The organism is Caminicella sporogenes DSM 14501, from assembly GCF_900142285.1.
Lineage (GTDB): Bacteria > Bacillota > Clostridia > Peptostreptococcales > Caminicellaceae > Caminicella > Caminicella sporogenes.
Window position 1 is genome coordinate 137,369 of sequence record NZ_FRAJ01000006.1, and the last position, 18,939, is coordinate 156,307.

General features: G+C 27.3%; 19 protein-coding genes. 14 read left to right on the forward strand and 5 right to left on the reverse strand.

All coding sequences use genetic code 11. The features are described 5' to 3' along the window. Nucleotides 1-64: 64 nt before the first annotated feature. Genes BUA90_RS04650 through BUA90_RS04675 form a run of 6 tightly spaced genes read left to right on the forward strand, consistent with a single transcriptional unit; the run spans nt 65 to nt 6,386 of the window. Entirely contained in the window at nt 65-1,597 is a 1,533-nt protein-coding gene (locus BUA90_RS04650; RefSeq protein ID WP_072966217.1) for a spore germination protein, read from the forward strand. 4 nt (nt 1,598-1,601) lie between these two features. Continuing rightward, the gene (locus BUA90_RS04655) at nt 1,602-2,771 is read left to right on the forward strand and encodes a Ger(x)C family spore germination protein (RefSeq protein ID WP_072966218.1); all 1,170 of its coding nucleotides are present in this window, start codon (nt 1,602-1,604) and stop codon (nt 2,769-2,771) included. Nucleotides 2,772-2,774: 3 nt separating this feature from the next. Beyond that, on the forward strand, nt 2,775-2,984 hold the full coding sequence (locus BUA90_RS04660; protein ID WP_072966219.1) for a hypothetical protein: 210 nt from the start codon (nt 2,775-2,777) through the stop codon (nt 2,982-2,984). Nucleotides 2,985-3,006: 22 nt separating this feature from the next. Further along, complete coding sequence (locus tag BUA90_RS04665; protein WP_072966220.1) at nt 3,007-4,158, forward strand: Ger(x)C family spore germination protein; 1,152 nt, start codon at nt 3,007-3,009, stop codon at nt 4,156-4,158. Between the two features lie 22 nt (nt 4,159-4,180). Next, entirely contained in the window at nt 4,181-5,287 is a 1,107-nt protein-coding gene (locus tag BUA90_RS04670) for a GerAB/ArcD/ProY family transporter (protein WP_072966221.1), read from the forward strand. Beyond that, nucleotides 5,280-6,386 (forward strand): GerAB/ArcD/ProY family transporter, encoded by a 1,107-nt coding sequence (locus BUA90_RS04675; RefSeq protein ID WP_072966222.1) that lies wholly within the window; start codon nt 5,280-5,282, stop codon nt 6,384-6,386. Before BUA90_RS04670 ends, BUA90_RS04675 begins: the two co-directional genes overlap by 8 nt. A gap of 24 nt (nt 6,387-6,410) precedes the next feature. On the opposite strand, the gene BUA90_RS04680 is transcribed toward BUA90_RS04675, so the two are convergent. Next, nucleotides 6,411-6,881, reverse strand: coding sequence for a QueT transporter family protein (locus BUA90_RS04680; RefSeq protein ID WP_072966223.1), 471 nt, complete (start codon nt 6,879-6,881; stop codon nt 6,411-6,413). Between the two features lie 147 nt (nt 6,882-7,028). Between BUA90_RS04680 and BUA90_RS04685 the strand changes: the two genes are divergently transcribed. Further along, entirely contained in the window at nt 7,029-7,424 is a 396-nt protein-coding gene (locus BUA90_RS04685) for a secondary thiamine-phosphate synthase enzyme YjbQ (RefSeq protein ID WP_072966224.1), read from the forward strand. Nucleotides 7,425-7,595: 171 nt separating this feature from the next. On the opposite strand, the gene pepV is transcribed toward BUA90_RS04685, so the two are convergent. Beyond that, entirely contained in the window at nt 7,596-8,984 is a 1,389-nt protein-coding gene (gene pepV / locus BUA90_RS04690) for a dipeptidase PepV (protein WP_072966225.1), read from the reverse strand. Nucleotides 8,985-9,276: 292 nt separating this feature from the next. Between pepV and BUA90_RS04695 the strand changes: the two genes are divergently transcribed. From BUA90_RS04695 to BUA90_RS04705, 3 genes are all read left to right on the forward strand, one after another. After that, on the forward strand, nt 9,277-9,837 hold the full coding sequence (locus BUA90_RS04695; protein WP_072966226.1) for a uracil-DNA glycosylase: 561 nt from the start codon (nt 9,277-9,279) through the stop codon (nt 9,835-9,837). A gap of 380 nt (nt 9,838-10,217) precedes the next feature. Further along, nucleotides 10,218-10,682: a C-GCAxxG-C-C family (seleno)protein gene (locus BUA90_RS04700; RefSeq protein ID WP_072966227.1), complete on the forward strand. Its 465-nt coding sequence runs from the start codon at nt 10,218-10,220 to the stop codon at nt 10,680-10,682. 14 nt (nt 10,683-10,696) lie between these two features. After that, a complete protein-coding gene (locus BUA90_RS04705) occupies nt 10,697-11,647 on the forward strand; it encodes a TDT family transporter (RefSeq protein WP_330390661.1) in 951 nt (316 codons plus the stop codon). A 103-nt stretch (nt 11,648-11,750) separates the two neighbouring features. Here the strand turns inward: BUA90_RS04705 and BUA90_RS04710 are convergent, their stop codons facing one another. Then, entirely contained in the window at nt 11,751-12,152 is a 402-nt protein-coding gene (locus BUA90_RS04710; protein ID WP_242945041.1) for a helix-turn-helix domain-containing protein, read from the reverse strand. A gap of 167 nt (nt 12,153-12,319) precedes the next feature. Between BUA90_RS04710 and BUA90_RS12245 the strand changes: the two genes are divergently transcribed. After that, nucleotides 12,320-12,457 carry a Spo0E family sporulation regulatory protein-aspartic acid phosphatase gene (locus tag BUA90_RS12245; protein WP_120240138.1) on the forward strand — a complete coding sequence of 46 codons (138 nt, stop codon included), beginning with the start codon at nt 12,320-12,322 and terminating at the stop codon, nt 12,455-12,457. 67 nt (nt 12,458-12,524) lie between these two features. Here BUA90_RS12245 and BUA90_RS04715 read toward each other — a convergent pair whose 3' ends face one another. Then, entirely contained in the window at nt 12,525-13,229 is a 705-nt protein-coding gene (locus BUA90_RS04715; protein ID WP_094756729.1) for a response regulator transcription factor, read from the reverse strand. Between the two features lie 202 nt (nt 13,230-13,431). Between BUA90_RS04715 and BUA90_RS04720 the strand changes: the two genes are divergently transcribed. Then, nucleotides 13,432-14,745, forward strand: coding sequence for a YjiH family protein (locus BUA90_RS04720; RefSeq protein WP_072966229.1), 1,314 nt, complete (start codon nt 13,432-13,434; stop codon nt 14,743-14,745). Between the two features lie 105 nt (nt 14,746-14,850). Continuing rightward, nucleotides 14,851-16,758, forward strand: a complete 1,908-nt coding sequence (locus BUA90_RS04725; RefSeq protein ID WP_072966230.1) for a sensor histidine kinase — start codon at nt 14,851-14,853, stop codon at nt 16,756-16,758. Nucleotides 16,759-16,849: 91 nt separating this feature from the next. Here BUA90_RS04725 and BUA90_RS04730 read toward each other — a convergent pair whose 3' ends face one another. Then, nucleotides 16,850-18,070 carry a methyl-accepting chemotaxis protein gene (locus BUA90_RS04730; RefSeq protein WP_072966231.1) on the reverse strand — a complete coding sequence of 407 codons (1,221 nt, stop codon included), beginning with the start codon at nt 18,068-18,070 and terminating at the stop codon, nt 16,850-16,852. Nucleotides 18,071-18,443: 373 nt separating this feature from the next. Between BUA90_RS04730 and nuoE the strand changes: the two genes are divergently transcribed. After that, nucleotides 18,444-18,932: an NADH-quinone oxidoreductase subunit NuoE gene (nuoE, locus tag BUA90_RS04735; RefSeq protein WP_072966232.1), complete on the forward strand. Its 489-nt coding sequence runs from the start codon at nt 18,444-18,446 to the stop codon at nt 18,930-18,932. Nucleotides 18,933-18,939: the final 7 nt, after the last annotated feature.

Here is an 18,939-nt window from a genome sequence, read left to right on the forward strand (position 1 = left end):
TATATTTTGCAAATAATACTTATAAAGTGAATTTTTGTACAAAATTCAAAAGGGTGGATATATTTTGTTTAAGATAATAAAGGATAAGGTATTTAGAAAAGAACAAAATAAAAAATTAAAACTTACTAAGTCGCTAGATGAAAATATTAATCTGTTTAAAAGTATTCATGATAATGATGAAACTATTATATATAGAAGATTTGAAAGCAAGGCATCAAGTAGTATAAAGTTTTGTATATTGTTTGATGTAAATTTAAGTAAAATAGTTGAAATTAATGATGGCATTATAAAACCTATTATTAGTTCAAAACTAGGAACAAATATTCCAAGAAAAAAAAGAATAGATTATATACTGACAAAAGTTATATCGTCTTGTGATTGCCGAAGAGCATCTGATATAGATGAGATAGATGGATTTTTGTTATATGGAAATACTATATTGCTAATAGATGGTGTTGATGAAGCAATATTAATTAATACTAGAAATTGGAAGCAAAGGCCTATAATGGAACCCATGTCGGAAAGGGTTATTAGAGGACCTAAAGATGGTTTTACTGAATCAATAGATGTAAATTATACATTGATAAGAAGAAGGATAAGAAGTCCTGATTTAAAATTTAAATTTAGAGAAATTGGTAGAGAAAGCAAAACGAGAATTTGTATTTGCTATATACAGGGAATAGCATCAGAAAAAATTATTAAAGAGTTAGACAAAAGAATAAAGAAAATAAATATAGATGGCATAATAGAATCAGCATATATAGAGGAGTTAATTAAAGATTCTCCTCTATCACCATTTGAAACTATTGGAAATACAGAAAGACCTGATATAGTAGTAGCAAGATTATTAGAGGGTAGAATTGCTTTGATAGTTGATGGAACTCCTAATGTACTGACATTACCATATTTATTTATGGAATATTTTCAGTCGAATGAAGATTATTATCAGCATTTTATTTATGCATCTATTAATAGAATAATAAAGGTTTTAGGTTTTTTCATTTCTACGAGTATTCCTGCTATTTATGTTGCTTTAACTACATTTCATCAGGAAATGATACCTACACCACTGCTTTTGAGTATTTCGGCGGCAAGAGAAGGTGTACCATTTCCTACTATTGTAGAAGCATTACTCATGCTTTTTGCTTTTGAAATAATTAGAGAAGGTGGAGTAAGATTACCTGCTCCTATTGGGTCATCTATAAGCTTTATAGGAGCTATAATTTTGGGTTCAGCTGCAGTAGAAGCAAAATTTGTAAGTGCACCAATTGTTATAGTAGTAGCTGTAACAGGATTTTCTAATTTTTTGTTGCCCAAAATGTTAGGCCCTATACTAGTTGTCAGAACAATTTTTTTATTACTGTCGGCGTTTTTAGGTTTATATGGATATATATTTGGCATTATAGGACTTTTAATTCATTTAATGTCAATGAGGTCATTTGGAGTACCATATATGTCTAATTTAGATTCATTAAGTGAGCAAGAAATAAAAGATACAGCTATACGTGCTCCATGGTGGGTTATGAATTATAGGTCGAAGTTAATTGCAGCAAAAGATATTATACGTAATAATACTCCACGAAGCAAGAAGAGGTAATATTATGAAAAAAGAGATAATAGGAGTTTTAATTATAATAATGATTTTAAATATAACTGTTCTTACTTCTTGTTGGAATTATGTAGAAATAAATGATAAAAGAATAGTTTCTGGAGCAGCTGTAGACTATGATGAAAAAAATGACAAGATTATTTTAACAGTGGAAACTGTTACTAATAGACTTGGAAAAGAAACGGAAAGAACAAAACAAGAGATTTTTTATAGTGAAGGCAGTACAATTTTTGAAGCAATAAGAAATATAATAGAAAAGTCAGGTCAAAAGTTGTTTTGGAGTCATGCAAAAGTTATGGTGTTAAGCAAATCACTATTAAAAAATAAAAATAAATTTTTAGGCGTTATTGACTTTATGGATAGAGATGTAGAGCTGAGAGATAATATTTGGCTTTTTGTATCAAGAAATAAAGAGGCAAGAGAAATATTAGAAGCAAATCTTCAGCTGGATAAAATAGTAGCATATCATTTGGAGGATATGATGGAAAATAAAAAAAGTGTATCAAAGTTTCATGCTGTACCGTTGTGGGAATTTGTTGATAAATTAGCTATTAAAGGAATTTCACCCGTGTTACCGTTGGTTTCTAAAATTACATATAACAATAGAGATGTTGTAGAAGTTTTTGGTACAGTAGTATTTAAAAAATTGGAAAGTGTTGGATTTTTAAATGGAATAGAGACAAAGAGTTTTTTATTAGTTATTAATGAGCTGAAAGGGGGAACTTTGGTAATACAGGAAGATAAGCTATTTGATAAGCCTATTAAAATTGCAATGGAGATATTTGATAATAAGACTAAAATTACACCTGTATATTCTGATGAAAAATTAACTATGAATATAGATGTAAAAACTAAAGTGAATATAAATGAAATCGGAGCAAAAATAGATTTAACTGATGAAAAAAAAATAAAAAGATTGCAAGAAAAAGGAGAACAAGTTATAAAAAATGATATACAAAATGTTATTAAAAAAGTTCAAAAGGAATATAGAAGTGATATTTTTGGTTTTGGAACAATTATAGAGAGGAAATTTCCAAAACAATGGAAAAAAATTCGAGATAAGTGGGATGAATACTTTTTAAATCTAAATATAAAAGTAAATGTAGATTTAAGTATTAAAGGAACAGCTTTAAGATTAAAGTCAATTGATGTGGAGGATTAAAATATGTTTTTGCTAATTATTTTAGCATATATAATTATAGGAATTATTGAAATACTGCCTTTAATAAAAAGAAACCAAAAAAAAGAACTGGCTGTATATTTAATAACATTTATTGGTGCATTTGTTATAAGTTTATTATTGAGTTTAGGAGTAAAAATACCAAGTCCTGCTAAACCGTTAGAAAAGGCAGTAAAGGCAATAATAAATATTTAAGTTTTAAATAGGAATGATACAAATGAACAAGTTTTATAAGTTGATTTTGTTGATAATTGTAAATAATCTTCTTTTAATTGGCTGTTGGAATTATAAAGATATAAACAAGATGAGATTTGTAGCAGGAATAGCAGTGGATTATGATAAAAGCAAAGATGAATACATTATTACTGCAGAGATTGCAAGTCCTCAGGGTTCAAGTACGCAGATTAAAAGGGAAATTTTTCAAAGCAGAGGAGAGACGGCATTTGATGGAGTTAGAGATTTAATATTTAAAAATGGGCGGAAATTGTTTTGGGCACATACGAAAGTTATTATTTTAGGTAAAAGTGTTGTAAATAAAAAGCTTCTTTCGGTTTTAGATTATATTAGCAGAGATGCAGAGTTTAAAGATGATATATGGCTTTTAGTATCTAAAGAGGAAAGTGCTTCTAAAATATATGAGATAGATTATAAAAAGCCTCAAGAAATAATATCTTTTAATTTAGATAATGTATTTAAAAACTCTAATAGAATATGTACTTACTATGCAGTTCCTTTGTGGAGGTTTATGGAGATATTGCAGTCTGAAGGAGCATCTCCAACTTTACCCGGTGTAAAAATTGTGGAGAAAGAAGGTAAAGTTTTTACTCAAGTAGAGGAAATTGCTGTTTTTAAAAAAGATAGAATAGTTGGATGGTTGAATACTATTGAAAGTAGGAGTTTTTTATTTTTAATTGATGAGATAAAAGGAGGAGTAATAACAGTAGATTGTGATACATCGAGAGGAATTGTAAAGGTTGGGTTAGAAGTGCTTGATAATAATACAAAAATTAAGCCGGTACGTTCAGGGAATAATTTAGTTGTAAATATAGACATAAAGTTAATAGTAAGCATTGGGGAAATAGGTGGAGATATTGATGTTATAAGTAACAAGGGTAGGGAAAAACTTAAAGAAGATACTGAAAATTTAATTAAAAAACAGGTAGAAGATTTAATAAAAAAGGTTCAAAATCAGTATAAAAGTGATATTTTTGAGTTTAGTAAAGTAATAAATAAAAAAATGCCTTCTGTATGGAAAGATATAAAACCTAACTGGGAAGAAATTTTTAGTAATATAAAAACTAAAGTCAATGTAAAAGTAACAATAAAGAGCAGTGCACTGACATCTAGGCCTATTAAAGTAAACTATTAATTTTTGCCTGGGAGGAATATTATTGAAAAAAGAATTTATTTCGATTAGACAGGGGATTGCACTTTTAGTTTTGTTTATAATTGATGGAACAGTAATGCTTCCAACGGCAGCAGAGGCTGGAAAAGATCTTTGGATGTCAATAGTTATTTCCATTATTTTTACAATACCTATGATATTTATATATTCTAAACTGCTTTTGATGTATCCTCATAAAGATTTTTTTGATATTTTAGAAATAATTTTTGGCAAATATATTGGAAAAGTTATTGGCATATTATATATTTGGTTTTCATTTCATTTATCAGCTTTAGTACTAAGGGACTTTGGAGAAGTTTTTAATATTTTACTGCCAGAAACGCCAATGGTTATAATATTTATACCGCTTTTGACTGTATGTGTATGGGGCATAAAAGAAGGAATAGAGGTGCTGGGGAGAGTAGCAAAATTTTTTATGCCATTAATAATATTTTTTATACTTTTTTTTGTAATTGTATTAATTCATAAAATGAATATAAACAATATAAGACCAGTATTAATGAATGGTATAAAACCTGTAATGAAAGGAGCTTTTTCAGCTTTTTCTTTTCCTTTTGGAGAGATAATTATTTTTATTATGATTTTTTCGTCTTTACAAAAAGAGGAAAAAACGTATAAAGTTTATTTATTAGGATTAATTATTGGTGGAGTATTAATTTTGATAATAAAGTTGACAAATGTTTTAGTAATTGGAATAAATAAATATTCATTTCAGTATTTTCCCGGTATTGCTGCAGTAAGAAGAGCAGGTGTTGGAAAAGCTATTAAGAGTATAGAAATGTTAAGTTTTATTATTATTTTTACAGGAGGTTTTATCAAAATAAGTATATCAATGCTTGCTTCAATTAAAGGGATTGCAAAGTTATTTGATATTACAGATTATAGATTTATAGTAGTACCTATGAGTTTAATGATGTTAAATTTAGCTTATATAATAAGTGATAATATAATGGATTTTGTGAATTGGTCTGCTGAAATTTGGCCTTATTATGCTTTTCCATTTCAAGTTATTATACCTATTTTGATATTTATTACAGCGAAGATTAGAAGAATGGACAAATTAAAAAAGCTAGGAGGAAAAGTTATTGAATAGAGAGGTTATTTCTAATAAACAGGGTATAGCGTTGATAACACTTTTTATAATGGGAAGTAGTTTGATATTAGGAACAGGAACTAGTGCTGGAAGAGATGCTTGGATAGCTGAGATTATAGCAATACTGTTTGCAGTTCCTATAGTATGTGTATATGCTAGAATTCTTTATCTATTTCCACAAAAAGATTTAGTTGAAATAGTAGAAATAATATTTGGCAAATTTATAGGGAAAATTATAGCATTGTTATTTATATGGTTTTCATTTCATTTAGGAGCTCTAGTTTTAAGAAATTTTGGAGAGTTTATAACAAATGTATCTTTGCCTGAAACTCCTATAATTATTAGTATGTTGTTTATGATTATAGTATGTATATGGGGAGTAAAAGAAGGTATAGAGGTACTTGGAAGATGGTCGAATTTAAATTTGATGATACTATTTATTCTTATAACTGTTACGATAATTCTTCTTGTACCTAATATGAAAATAGATAATATTTTACCCATATTGTCTAGAGGATTTAAGCCTGTTTTCAAAGGTGCTTTTTCAGTTTTTTCTTTTCCATTTGCTGAAACGGTAGTATTTTTATTATTTTTTTCATCTGTTGATAACAAGTCATCATATAAAATATATTTAACTGGATTGATATTAGGTGGAATTATTATTTTTGCTACTTCTTTTTCGGAATTGTTGGTATTTGGAGAAAAAGAATATGTTTCTTTCTTGTTTCCTTCTTACAAAGCTGTAGGCAGGATAAAAATAAGTGATTTTATTCAAAGTCTTGAAATAATTGTATCTATATCATTTTTAGCAGGAGGATTTATAAAAATATCTATGTGCTTATTAGCATCTTGTAAGGGAATAACAAAATTATTTGGCTTTAATGATTACAGGTTTATAGTAGTTCCTATGTCTTTACTTATGATTAATTTATCATACTTAATATATGACAGTACAAATGAAATGTTTAAGTGGGCTTTTGAGATTTATGGTTTTTATGCACTGCCGTTTCAAGTGATACTTCCTATATTTATATTAATATGTGCAGAATTTAAAAAGAGAAAAAAAGATTATATAATTAACATTAATAGAACAAAATAAATAAGGCGTTAAAAACGCCTTTGATTAATTGAAAATCTTTTTTTTATATTTTTCTAAAATAGACATTAGAGGATAACCTAATCCATAACATGCTATAATTTGTCCTACTGATACATATGCCATTAACAATATAAGGGGAAGAGGTATACCATAAGCATATTTAAGTAGAAGTCCTATTATAATTCCATTTACGATTACAGGTGGCAGTGGTACTAGCCATTTTTTTGGCATTTTATAGGATAAATATGCTGCAATAAGAGAAGCAAGACTTCCAAATATAATATCTAAAATTCCTACAGGACTTAAAAGGTTAGCTATAAGGCATCCTACGAACAATCCAAGAATTGCAGCAGGAGTAAAGTAAGGTAGTATAGTTAGTGCTTCAGATATTCTAATTTGTATTTCTCCATAGCTTATAGGAGCAAAAACTATAGTTAAAACTGCATATATGGCAGCAATTACTGATGCTTGTATGAGAAATTTAGTATTTTTCATTAGGATACCTCCTCAAAATAATTTTTTTGTATGTACAAAACAAATTAATTATAACATTATTGTTTTTAATTGACTAGGCAGATGTATTTAGGTTGTTATAATATATTATTGACAAGATATGCAAAATTTAAAGAAGGAGGGAAAATTATGCTTAAATTACTTAATTTAAAGACTAATAAACATATGGAATTGATTGATATAACGAGTGAAATAGAAAATATAGTTAAAAAATCTGGTGTTAAAAATGGAATATGTACAGTATATATTCCACATACTACAGCTGGAATAACAATCAACGAAAATGCAGACCCTGATGTAAAGAAGGATATGGTTATGGAGCTTAATAAAATCGTTCCATTAGAAGATAATTATAGACATATAGAAGGAAATTCGGCTGCACATATTAAAGCAAGTATTATGGGATTTTCTCAGACAGTTATTATTGAAGAAGGAAGACTTTTATTAGGAACTTGGCAGGGAATATATTTTTGTGAATTTGATGGACCAAGAAATAGAAAAGTTTATGTAAAGATTATAAAATAGGAATTGTCTAGTATATATACATTTTTAATAAACTAAAAAAATTAAAGTTAAAAGTTAAGAGTTGTTAAGGTTAAAATTACAACTCTCAACTTTTAACTTATATAACTTTATGATTTTGAAATTAAATATATATTTAATATTATATTAATTTTGATTAAGATAAAAAATATTTTATTTTGCTAATTCATATAATGCATGGGCATATATTTTTGTAATTTTAATTAAATTTTCAATGGATATATATTCATCTCTTTGATGAGCAAGTTCTGGTTCGCCCGGGAATAGAGGACCGAAGGCAACGGCATTTTTTATTGCTCTAGCATAAGTTCCTCCACCTATAGTTATTGGTTCTCTTTCATCCCCAGTGAAATCTTTGTATACATTCATAAGTTTTTTAATTAAATCGTGGTCTTTTGGGATATAAATTGGTGCCATATGTTCATGTAAATTTAGTACTATTCCTGTATCTATTAATTCCTTTTCTATTCCAGTAAGAACATCATCTTGAGTGTTAGTTATAGGGTATCTGACATTTACGGATAATTTTACTCTATTTTCATTTAAGTCTATAATACCTACATTAAATATTAATTTTCCAGATTCTTCATCTTCAAATCCACATCCTATGGATTGTCCATAATATTCCATACCTATTTTATCATTATAAAATTTTATAAAATCAGCTATTTCTCCTTTAGATAAGTTTAATGTACCTAGAAATACTATAAGTTGAGAAATTGCGTTTTGACCTGATTCTGGAAGGCTGCCATGGGCTGATATGCCAAATGATTTGATTATTTTCTTATTATTATTTTCAATTAATTCAAGTTTTACATTATTTTCTTTGGTGTATTTGTCTATTTTTTCTTTTAATGATTCATTATAAATTAAATGAGCTTCACAGTAATCAGGAACCATATTTGGTCTATTGCCACCTTTAATTTTTATTATTTTTACTCCATTATTATCACTATTTTTTTGAAAGTTTTTATTTAAATCAAAAATGAGAATACCTTTTTCACCGTTGATTGCTGGAAAATCAGCATCTGGAGTAAATGCTAAATCGGGAGCTTTTTCATGTTTTAAATAATATTCTATACCTTTCCACCCACTTTCTTCATCAGTTCCGAATATAATACGAATTTTTTTATTTAATTTAATGCCTGAATCTTTTAGAGCTTTCATTGCATAAAGAGCAGCTATAGCAGGACCTTTATCATCTATTGCTCCTCTACCATATATTTTGCCATCATGTATTTCACTGCCATATGGAGGGTATGTCCAATTATCACCTTCTGGAACAACATCGAGATGGACTAATATACCTACTACTTCATCACCATTTCCAAATTCAGCATGACCAGCATAATTATCTATATTTTTAGTTTTGAAGCCAAAACTTTTAGAGAGGTTTAAAGCGTATTGAAGACATTTATAAATTCCTTCACCAAATGGCATATTTTCCTTTGGCTCATCTTTAACGCTTTTTATTCTTATTATTTCTTGTGTAGATTTAATGATTTCATCTTTCATTTTTTCAATTCTTTCATTGAGATTCACTTAAATTCCTCCTTGTAAGAAAAATTTTGAAGATTTTGTTTTATAATACTTCAATTTGGAATAATTTTCAAGGATATAGGTTTGATTTTATATTAAAATGTATTAAAATATTATTATAGTCATTATTAGATAGGTAATATATAAGTTAAACAAATTAATGAAAAAATATTATTATATCAGTTAAGAATTGAGAGTTTTTAAAGAACTTTAAGTTATTTAAAAGTTTGACTTTAAAACTTGCAACTTGTAACCAACAATATATAAATAAAGTATAAATGTTTAGGAGAGAGCTATGTATACTTTAGAAGAATTAAAGCAAATAACTCATAAATGTAGAAGATGTAGATTATGTAGAGGAAGAAATAATGTAGTTTTTGGTGAGGGAAATCCAGAAGCTGTAATTATGTTTATAGGAGAAGGTCCGGGTTACAATGAAGATGTGATGGGACGACCATTTGTAGGGGCAGCAGGAAAGCTCCTTACGAAAGCAATTCAAGGTATTGGCTTTAAAAGAGAAGAAATTTATATAGCCAATATTGTAAAATGTAGACCGCCTAATAATAGAAATCCAAGAGAAGATGAAATAAATGCTTGTATACCGTATTTGAGGTGGCAGGTTAAAATCATAAGACCGAAGATTATAGTATGCCTTGGAGCAGTTTCTGCAAGAAGTATAATAGATAAAAATTTTAGTATAACTCGTGAAAGAGGTATATGGATAGAAAGAAAAGGATATTTTATAATGCCTACTTTTCATCCAGCAGCTCTTCTTAGAGATGTAAAGAAGAAAAGACCATTTTGGGAAGATATGAAGAAAGTAAGGGAAAAGTATTATGAAATAATTTCTGATTGATATTAATTATATATTTTTTAAACATTTTGAAAAGCAATTGGTGCAAAGCTAGAGGTTAAAGTTCGGATTTATAATGAAGTGCTTTGCACCTTGGAAAAAAATTTTTCATTCTATCTAATATATTCAAGTGTAGATGTATTCATTTCTATTGTTATACATTTCTTTAAGCATTTAAATGTTTTAGAATATTATAAAGTCATTTCTTTATTGTAATTGTGTTTCCCATTAAATTAAGCAGCAGGTAATTATTTTGATGAGTTTTATTTATAAAATATTTTTATAATAAAGTAAAAGTTATTGGAGAATTTTATTTTTATTTTGTCTAAATGTATGTTATATATTATATTGTGTTAAACATTTGACAAAAGGAGGAGCTTTCATTGAAGAAGGAAGTGAGTATTAAAAAAATTAGAAATGATGCAGAAGAATTATTTAGAAAAGGGGATTTTTACTGTTCAGAAGCAGTTGTCAGTTCAATAAAAAATAATTTTGAAATTGACATGCCAGATGAAATGATAGCAATGGCTTCAGGTTTTCCTATTGGTATAGGAAAGTCAAAATGTGTATGTGGAGCAGTATCTGGTGGCATTTTAACAATTGGATATTTTTTTGGAAGAACAAAAGGCGGAGACTCAAAGGTTCAAAAAACTCTTCAACTAGCTAATGAATTACAACAAAGCTTTAGAGATAATCATGGTTGCTTATGCTGTCATGTTCATACAAGGGGAATGGATATGGCTTCAGGAGAGCATAAAAAGCAGTGTATTTCTTTTACTGGAGAGGTAGCTCAAAAAGCTGCTGAAATAATAGTAAGAGAGCTTAATATAAAAAATATTGATGAATAATAAGAGGTGAAGAGGTGAAAAGTAGAATAATAAAAAAAATACCTTTACCTATTGCTGGATTGATGTTAGCCTTAGCAGCAATGGGGAATTTAATATTATCTTATGGTATTGTTTATAAAAATATTTTTGGTATCTTATCGTTTGTAATCTTTATACTTCTTGTTTTGAAGATGGGAATTTATAGAAAAGATATTGTTGAAGACCTTAAAAATCCCGTTATCGCAAGTGTTTTCCCTACTTTTTCTATGGGAATAATGATTTTGTCTACTTATATTAAACCGCATTTGCCTTATGTGGCTTATGGCATTTGGATTTTAGCTTTAGTAATTCATTTTTCTTTAATAATTTATTTTACAAAGAAATTTATTTTTAATTTTGATATTAAAAAAGTTTTTCCAAGTTATTTTGTAGTTTATGTTGGTATTGTGGTAGGTAGTGTTACTTCATCTGCATATGATTTAAATTATATAGGAAGGTTAGTATTTTGGTTGGGGTTTGTAGCATACTTAATTTTATTACCTTTGGTAGTTTATAGGGTTTTTGCTGTTAAAGCAATTCAGGAACCCGTATTACCTACAATTACAATTTTTACAGCACCTGCAAGTCTTTGTTTAGCAGGATATTTAAGTTCATTTGAGTCAAAAAATATGTTTATAATTTATTTTTTAACTATTTTGTCTTTAGCTATGTTTTTTTTAGTACTTTTATATATGCCTAAAATGTTAAAAATTAAATTTTATCCAAGCTATTCGGCTTTTACTTTTCCCTTTGTAATTAGTGCTATAGCTGTAAAAAAGTTATATAATTTTTTAGTTAATTTAGGGCAAACAATAGTAATTTTAAAATATGTAGTTGTATTTGAAACTTTATTGGCTGTTTTAATAGTAAGTTATGTTTTTGTTAGGTATTGTATTTTCATTTTAAGTAATAGACAAAGAAAAAGAAAAATTGAAGCTGCTTTATAAATTTTAAGATGTAAAAAACGCATTAGAAAGATAAAGTTTATCTTGTCTAATGCGTTTTTCTTTTAAATATTGGTTGTGTAATTAAATAATTGAATTTTAAAAATTATTTTTTTAAATGAGGTAAAATTATTTTAATTATGTCTTTAAAAATAGAAATTTCTTTTTTTGAACACTTATTAATAAGTGAAATAAATTCTTGAAACTCATTTGTATAAGATTTGCTATAACTATCTTTTAAATAATCATTTTTTTCAATTTCTTTTACAAAATAATTCAGCTTTTCTTTATCTGAACCTTTCACCAGATAATCAATTGATATGTGAAGACATTCAGAAATTTTAAATAAAGTATTTAAGCTCATTTGTCTTTCGCCACGTTCAAGCTGTCCTATATATAGTGGGGAAAGTTCAACTATTTCAGCAAATTTTTCCCTTGTTAATCCTAATTTTTCTCTTTCTTGTCTTATTCTTTCACCTATTGCTTTGTTGTCTATTTCGTTGTACACATTTTCTCCCACCTTCTTATTAATCTGTTACTTAAACTCTATCGAAAAAATAAAATAATCTAAATAAGCTAATTGTATATATTTTTTGTTTGCAATTTGCCTATATTTGTTGTAAAATGTTTCTAGTAACAATTAAAGTTATAAAATATTTGGGAGATGTGAAGATAATGGGAAAATTTAGAGATAGAATAAAAAACTTTTTAAAAAACGATAAAGGTGATAAAGATTTAGATGAGATTTTGAAGATTAGTAAAAAATTAGACAAGCTTATAAGTAAATATATGGAAAAAGATAAAAATGAATAGAGAAAATACTAATTAATTATGTGATTGTAGAAATTAATTTTTAATATCAAACAATTTATACGAAAATTTATGAATTAGTGTTTATTTTGGCTTCAAAAATATAGCCAATACCTCTTATTGATTTTATATATTTTGGATTGGATTTATTGTCCTCTATTTTATGTCGCAGTCTTTTTACATATGTATTTACTGTATTTTCATCGTATAATTCACTTTTCCATACATTGTTTAAAATTTGTTTTCTAGTTAGAACAGTGTGCACATTGTTTATAAAAAATAATAGTAAATTAAATTCAGTTGTTGATAAGTTTATTTCTTTTCCATTTTTTAAGACTTTATGAGCATTTATGTGTATTTCGATATTGTCAAATTTGATTATATTTTTATTTGCATTAGGGTTAGAGTTGTTATATTCTTTATAGCGTCTTATATGTGCTTTTACTCTTGCTACAAGCTCTATTGGGTCGAAAGGTTTTGTTATATAGTCATCTGCACCAATTCCAAAACCTAATACTTTATCGTATTGACTTGATTTGGCACTTAAAAAGATTATAGGAATATTAGTTTTTTTTCTAATAATCTTGCATGTTTCCATTCCATCTAGATTTTCCATATTTATATCTAATATAACTAATTTAATATCGCTATTAAGCTTTTCGATTGCTTCCTTACCGCTATAAGCAGAAACAACTTCTAAATTATTTATTTTCATAAATTGACTTATCATATGAACGATTTTCTTTTCATCATCAACTACCATAATTTTATCCACAAAAATTACCCCTTAAACTAATATTTGCTTTAAATATATATATAAAACTTTGAAATTTTGCATTTTAAATGAATATACATTAAATATTATGACAATTTTATGACAGTTTCATATAAATATATAGAACTTTCAGATTATTAAATATATTATGTTATATAATAATTGTATAATAAATAATTTAATATATAAAGGGGGTTTTTATATGGATAATAATGTTCAAACAAAAAGAAATAGTAGTAATGGATTATTAAAGTTTATAGTTTTTAGTTTGGTGGGAATTTTTATGTTTTTCATTCCCATTAATATTGGTGGGAAATCAACTATTCCGTTAGATCACATAGTTACAGGAATTAAGAAAGGTATGCCTTCTTTGACGCCTATATATGCATTAATTGTGATAATAATAGGCGGAATAGCACCTTTTTATAAAAAAACGTGGAATAAAGATAAAGTTACAGTAGTGTTTTCATTTCTTAAACTTTTAGGAGTATTAGTTGCTTTTATGGCTTATTTTCATTTTGGTCCAGCATGGCTCTTCGAAAAAGATATGGTTCCATTTTTATTTAATAAACTCGTCATTCCAGTTGGTCTTATAGTTCCCATAGGAGCGATATTTTTGGCTTTTTTAGTTGGATATGGATTATTAGAGTTTATAGGTGTTTTAATGAGACCAGTTATGAAACCTATTTGGAAGACTCCCGGTAGGTCTGCTGTGGATGCAGTTGCATCTTTTGTTGGAAGTTATTCTATAGGACTTTTGATTACAAATAGAGTTTTTAAAGAAGGAAAATATACTGTAAAAGAAGCATGTATTATTGCAACAGGATTTTCAACTGTATCAGCTACTTTTATGATAATTGTTGCTAAAACGCTTGGACTTATGGAAATGTGGAATACGTTTTTCTGGACGACTTTAATTATTACATTTATAGTAACTGCCATTACTGTTAGAATAAAACCTTTGAGTAGTAAGGATGACAGCTATATTACAGGTGAAGGCGACCCAGAACCAGAGTTTAAAGGAAATCTGTTTAAAAAAGCTCTTGATGAAGGATTAAAGGCAGCGGAAGAATCTCCTTCTTTAGTTAAAAATATTATGGATAATTTAAAAGATGGTTTTGTTATGGCAATGGGAATACTTCCATCTATATTGTCAGTAGGTTTGTTGGGTTTAATATTAGCTAAATATACACCTATATTCGATATAATTGGATATATATTCTATCCATTTGCATTGTTGTTAAGAGTACCACAGCCAATGCTTGCGGCAAAAGCTATGGCAGTAGAAGTTGCAGAAATGTTCTTACCTGCACTACTTGTAGCAAGTGCTCCATTAATTACTAAATTCATAATAGGAGTTATTTCTATATCTTCGATATTGTTTTTCTCAGCTTCAATACCATGTATTTTATCTACTGAAATACCTATAAGTATTACAGAAATATTAATTATATGGATAGAAAGAACTATATTAACTCTTTTAATTGTAGCACCATTAGCATTTTTAATATTATAAAAATAAGAATTTTATAATAATTTAAAATAATATGATAAAATATAGACATCTATATCTTATTAATAAGATATAGATGTTGTTTTTATGAATTAAAGAGGTGGGTTTATGAGTTTAAAAAAGAGAATAACCCTTACTATTTGTTCAATAATTATACTGCTTCTTTTGCTACTGAGTGGAATTATATATAAAAAGTCAGCTTCTATTTTGAATGATGAAGCAGAAGTTTATATGCTTTCTCAACTTGAGAGAGCTAAAGAAAATATTGATTTACGTATAAATATTACAAAACTTGAAACTGAAAATTTAGCTTTAAATGATAATGTGATAGCTTTTTTAGAGGGAAAGATAAATGCAATAAAAATGAATGATATATTATTAAGAGAAATAAATATTAAAAATCAAAATGGTAATTATTATAAGGATTTATTTATATTAAATAATGATGGGAAAATACTTGCTACTTGTATGGCTGAAGCTGTAAATTTAGATTTGTCAAATAGAGAGTATTTTATAAAAGCAAAAAAAACGGGAAAAACAGTTACAAGTGATATATTGATTGCAAGGTCTGACGGCTCTTTGATAGTAAATACTATAAGTCCTGTTAGAAATTCTAAAGGAATTATATCTGGCTATGCTGGAATAGCTATAAAGGCTGAGTATTTTTCAAAGATAGCAAACAAATTAAAATTGGGTAAAAAAGGATATTATTCAATAATTGATTCAAATAATCGCATATTAGTACATCCAAATAGAGAATTGATAGCTAAAAAATCTATATTTGATGTTACATATGAAATGCTTGAAGAAACTAAAAATCAAAAAAATTTTGTGATTAAGAAAAAATCTATAACTAATGGAGTTAAAGAGTTTCAAATATATAAACTTATGAATAGTAATAGGTGGATACTTATTGCAATTCTCCCAGAGTATGAAATGTATGAAAAATCTATGCTTTTATTAAGTTATGTACTTTTAATAGGAACCGTTGGTATAATACTTGCTATTGTATTAGGCTCATATATATCAAATAAAATTTCTCAGCCGATTATAGCTATAACTAATTATTTAGATAATGCTACAAAGAGTAATTTGCTTATTAAGCAGTCAATTGCAGAATCTGTTAAAAGTTTTAAAGAAGAAGGTAGAAAATTTATTAGAGAAAGTGAAGAGATAAAAATTAATTCTAATGATGAAATAGGTAACTTGAGAAAGGCGTTAAAAAATTTGAAAGAGTATTTTATACATCTTATAAGTATGTTTGAACTTGAAAGTGAAAATCTTGTAAAATATTCAAAGGAGTTATCTTCTACTGTGGAAAACATATCTTTTAGAACAGCAAAATTCATTTCTACATTGTCACATGATTTAAAGACATCAATAACTCTTATAAAAGGATATGCGAAAGGATTAAAATCAGGAATTATAGAAGATGAAAAGATAAAGGATGAATTTTTAGATGGGATTATTAAAAGTGCTGAAGATATTGAAAGGATAACGTGTGATATACTTGATAACGCTTATGAAGCAAAGTGTGTGCCTAATTTAAGACGAGAAAATGTAAATGCAAAGGAATTTATAAAAGAGTTATTTGAAAATACTAAGCAATATGTCATTAATTCAAATAGAAATTTTAAAGGGAATTGGAATTGTAGTGAAGGATATTTTTATATAGATAAAACAAAAATTAAAAGAGCTTGGAATAATTTGATTAACAATGCTGTTAAATATTCTAAAGAAAATAGTGTAGTAAAAATATTTATTAATGAAGAAGAAAACAGAGTTGTATTTGAGGTGATAGATGAAGGAAAGGGCATAAAAAAAGAGGAGATTTCTAAAATATTTGATATGTTTTATAGAGGAGAAAAAAATAAGGAAAAGGGTTATGGTTTAGGACTTTTCATAACTAAATCAATAATTAAGGCTCATAATTCAAATATTTTTGTAGAATCTGAAATAGGAAAGGGGACAAAATTTTGGTTTTATCTAGATAAATATTCAAATAAATATGGTTGATAAGAGTTTATATTGATAGAAATTATAACTGACTTATAGATAAAAGAGATATAGGAATGAGTTTTCCTATATCTCTATTTTATTTAAACTTTTAAGCTTGAGTTAATTTTTCTGAAATTTCATGAATAACTTTTCCTGAATCTAAAATATTTTTTATCTGTTCTTCAATAGACAGACTTATAGATTGGGAAGTAGATGCAGTTTCGCTAATTGATGTAGCTATACTTTCGATAGCTGCTGACATTTGAGTTGTAATTTCTGATTGTATATCAGATTTATTGCTTATTTCATCTATACCGCTATCTACTTCTTTAATTATTTCAATAATAGAATTGATGTTTTCTAAGGTTATTTTTGAAGAAGCTACTCCATCAGAAATTTGCTTGTCAGATTCTTTCATAGCTTCTACCACACTTTGTGTTTCACTTTGGATTTCTGAAACTAATTCTCTAATATCTATTGTTGCTAATTTAGATTGTTCAGCAAGTTTTCTAACTTCATCTGCAACAACTGCAAAACCTTTTCCTTGTTCACCGGCTCTAGCAGCTTCTATAGCGGCATTGAGAGCTAGAAGGTTTGTCTGTTCAGATATTTGATTTATCAAGTTTACCATATTTCCTATTTTATTTATAGATTCATTTAATTTATTAATTAGCATGAATATATTTTGAGAAGACTGAGCTATTGTATTTACTGATTTAACAGTATTTTCAACGGATTCTACTCCTTTTTGAGCTTTAATTTTCATATCTTTACTCAAGTTTTTAGTATTATTTGCAATTTTATCGATTATATGAGAATTGCTTTCCATTTCTTGAATTCCTGCTAGGGATTCTTCTATTGCTGCCGAATTATCCTGAATTTTACTTGAAATTTGAGATATATTTTTGTTAACGTCATTCATTTCTTTATTTATCGTTTCAAAAATGCTTTCCAAGCTTTCTAAAGAATTTCTCATGAGAAACTCTTTTTCAAGACTTTTTGCAAAGCCAATGGCACCGATGCACTCACCTTTTGAGTTTCTTATTGGATATGTAACTGCCTTAAAGGGGATACCATAAACTTCTTTTGGAACGATAGAACTAATAATTTTATTTTCAGATATGGTTTGATATAAAGGGTCATCTTTGGGAATTTTAGTTCCAACAGAAAGGTTTATTTTCATTTTATTTCCAGGATAATAAGCTAGGAATTTTTCTCTATCCGTAATTGATACCATTACATCTTCTTGGATAATGTCTTTAAGATGGGGCAATACTTCTTTAAAAGATTTGAAAATTTTTTGTTCCGAATTAAAGCTTAATCTACTCATTTGTGCTACTCCTTCCTAAGTCTATTGCTGCTAATAAAAATTTTTATATAATATATTTTTTTTATATATTCAAATATAAAACATATTCTACAAAAGATAATATTTTCCTTTTTTATTTTACAAATTTCATACAAATTAAAATAATTTTTATATTATAAAAAAATTTAATAGAAATTAAAAGTAAATTAATGTTAATTTTGAAATAAAAAATTTTCATTTGTAAATAATAAATAGAGATGTGAAGTTGTAAAACTCAGTTACATTAATTTATTCGTCTTAATTAAACTTGAAGTTTAATTTAAATAGTATTTTTATGGCAACAGTAAAATTAACAAATAGATAATATTGAGTATTGGGAAAGGATGGTGGATTTATGGTAAAAGCACTAGGTGAAGATTTGCCTAAGGAAAAATTTGATGAGCTTGAAAAGTTTATTGATAGTATGCAAACAACAAAAGGAGCTTTAATTGAAATACTTCACAAAGCTCAGGATATATTTGGGTATCTTCCAAGAGATGTTCAACTTTATATAGCAAGGAAATTGGGGATTCCGGGAGCAGAAGTATATGGAGTAGTGAGTTTTTATTCATATTTTACAACTAAGCCTAGAGGGAAACACACTATTAGTGTATGTATGGGAACGGCTTGTTTTGTAAAAGGAGCAGAGAGAATTGCTACGAAACTTAAAGAAAAATTAGGTATAGAGGCAGATGAAATAACAAAGGATGGTTTGTTTACACTTAAATATGTCAGATGTATTGGAGCTTGTGGACTTGCACCTGTGGTAATGGTAGATGATAAGGTGTTTGGACGTGTTAAAGAAGATGAAATAGATGAAATTCTTGATAAATATCGTAGTTAGGAGGAAT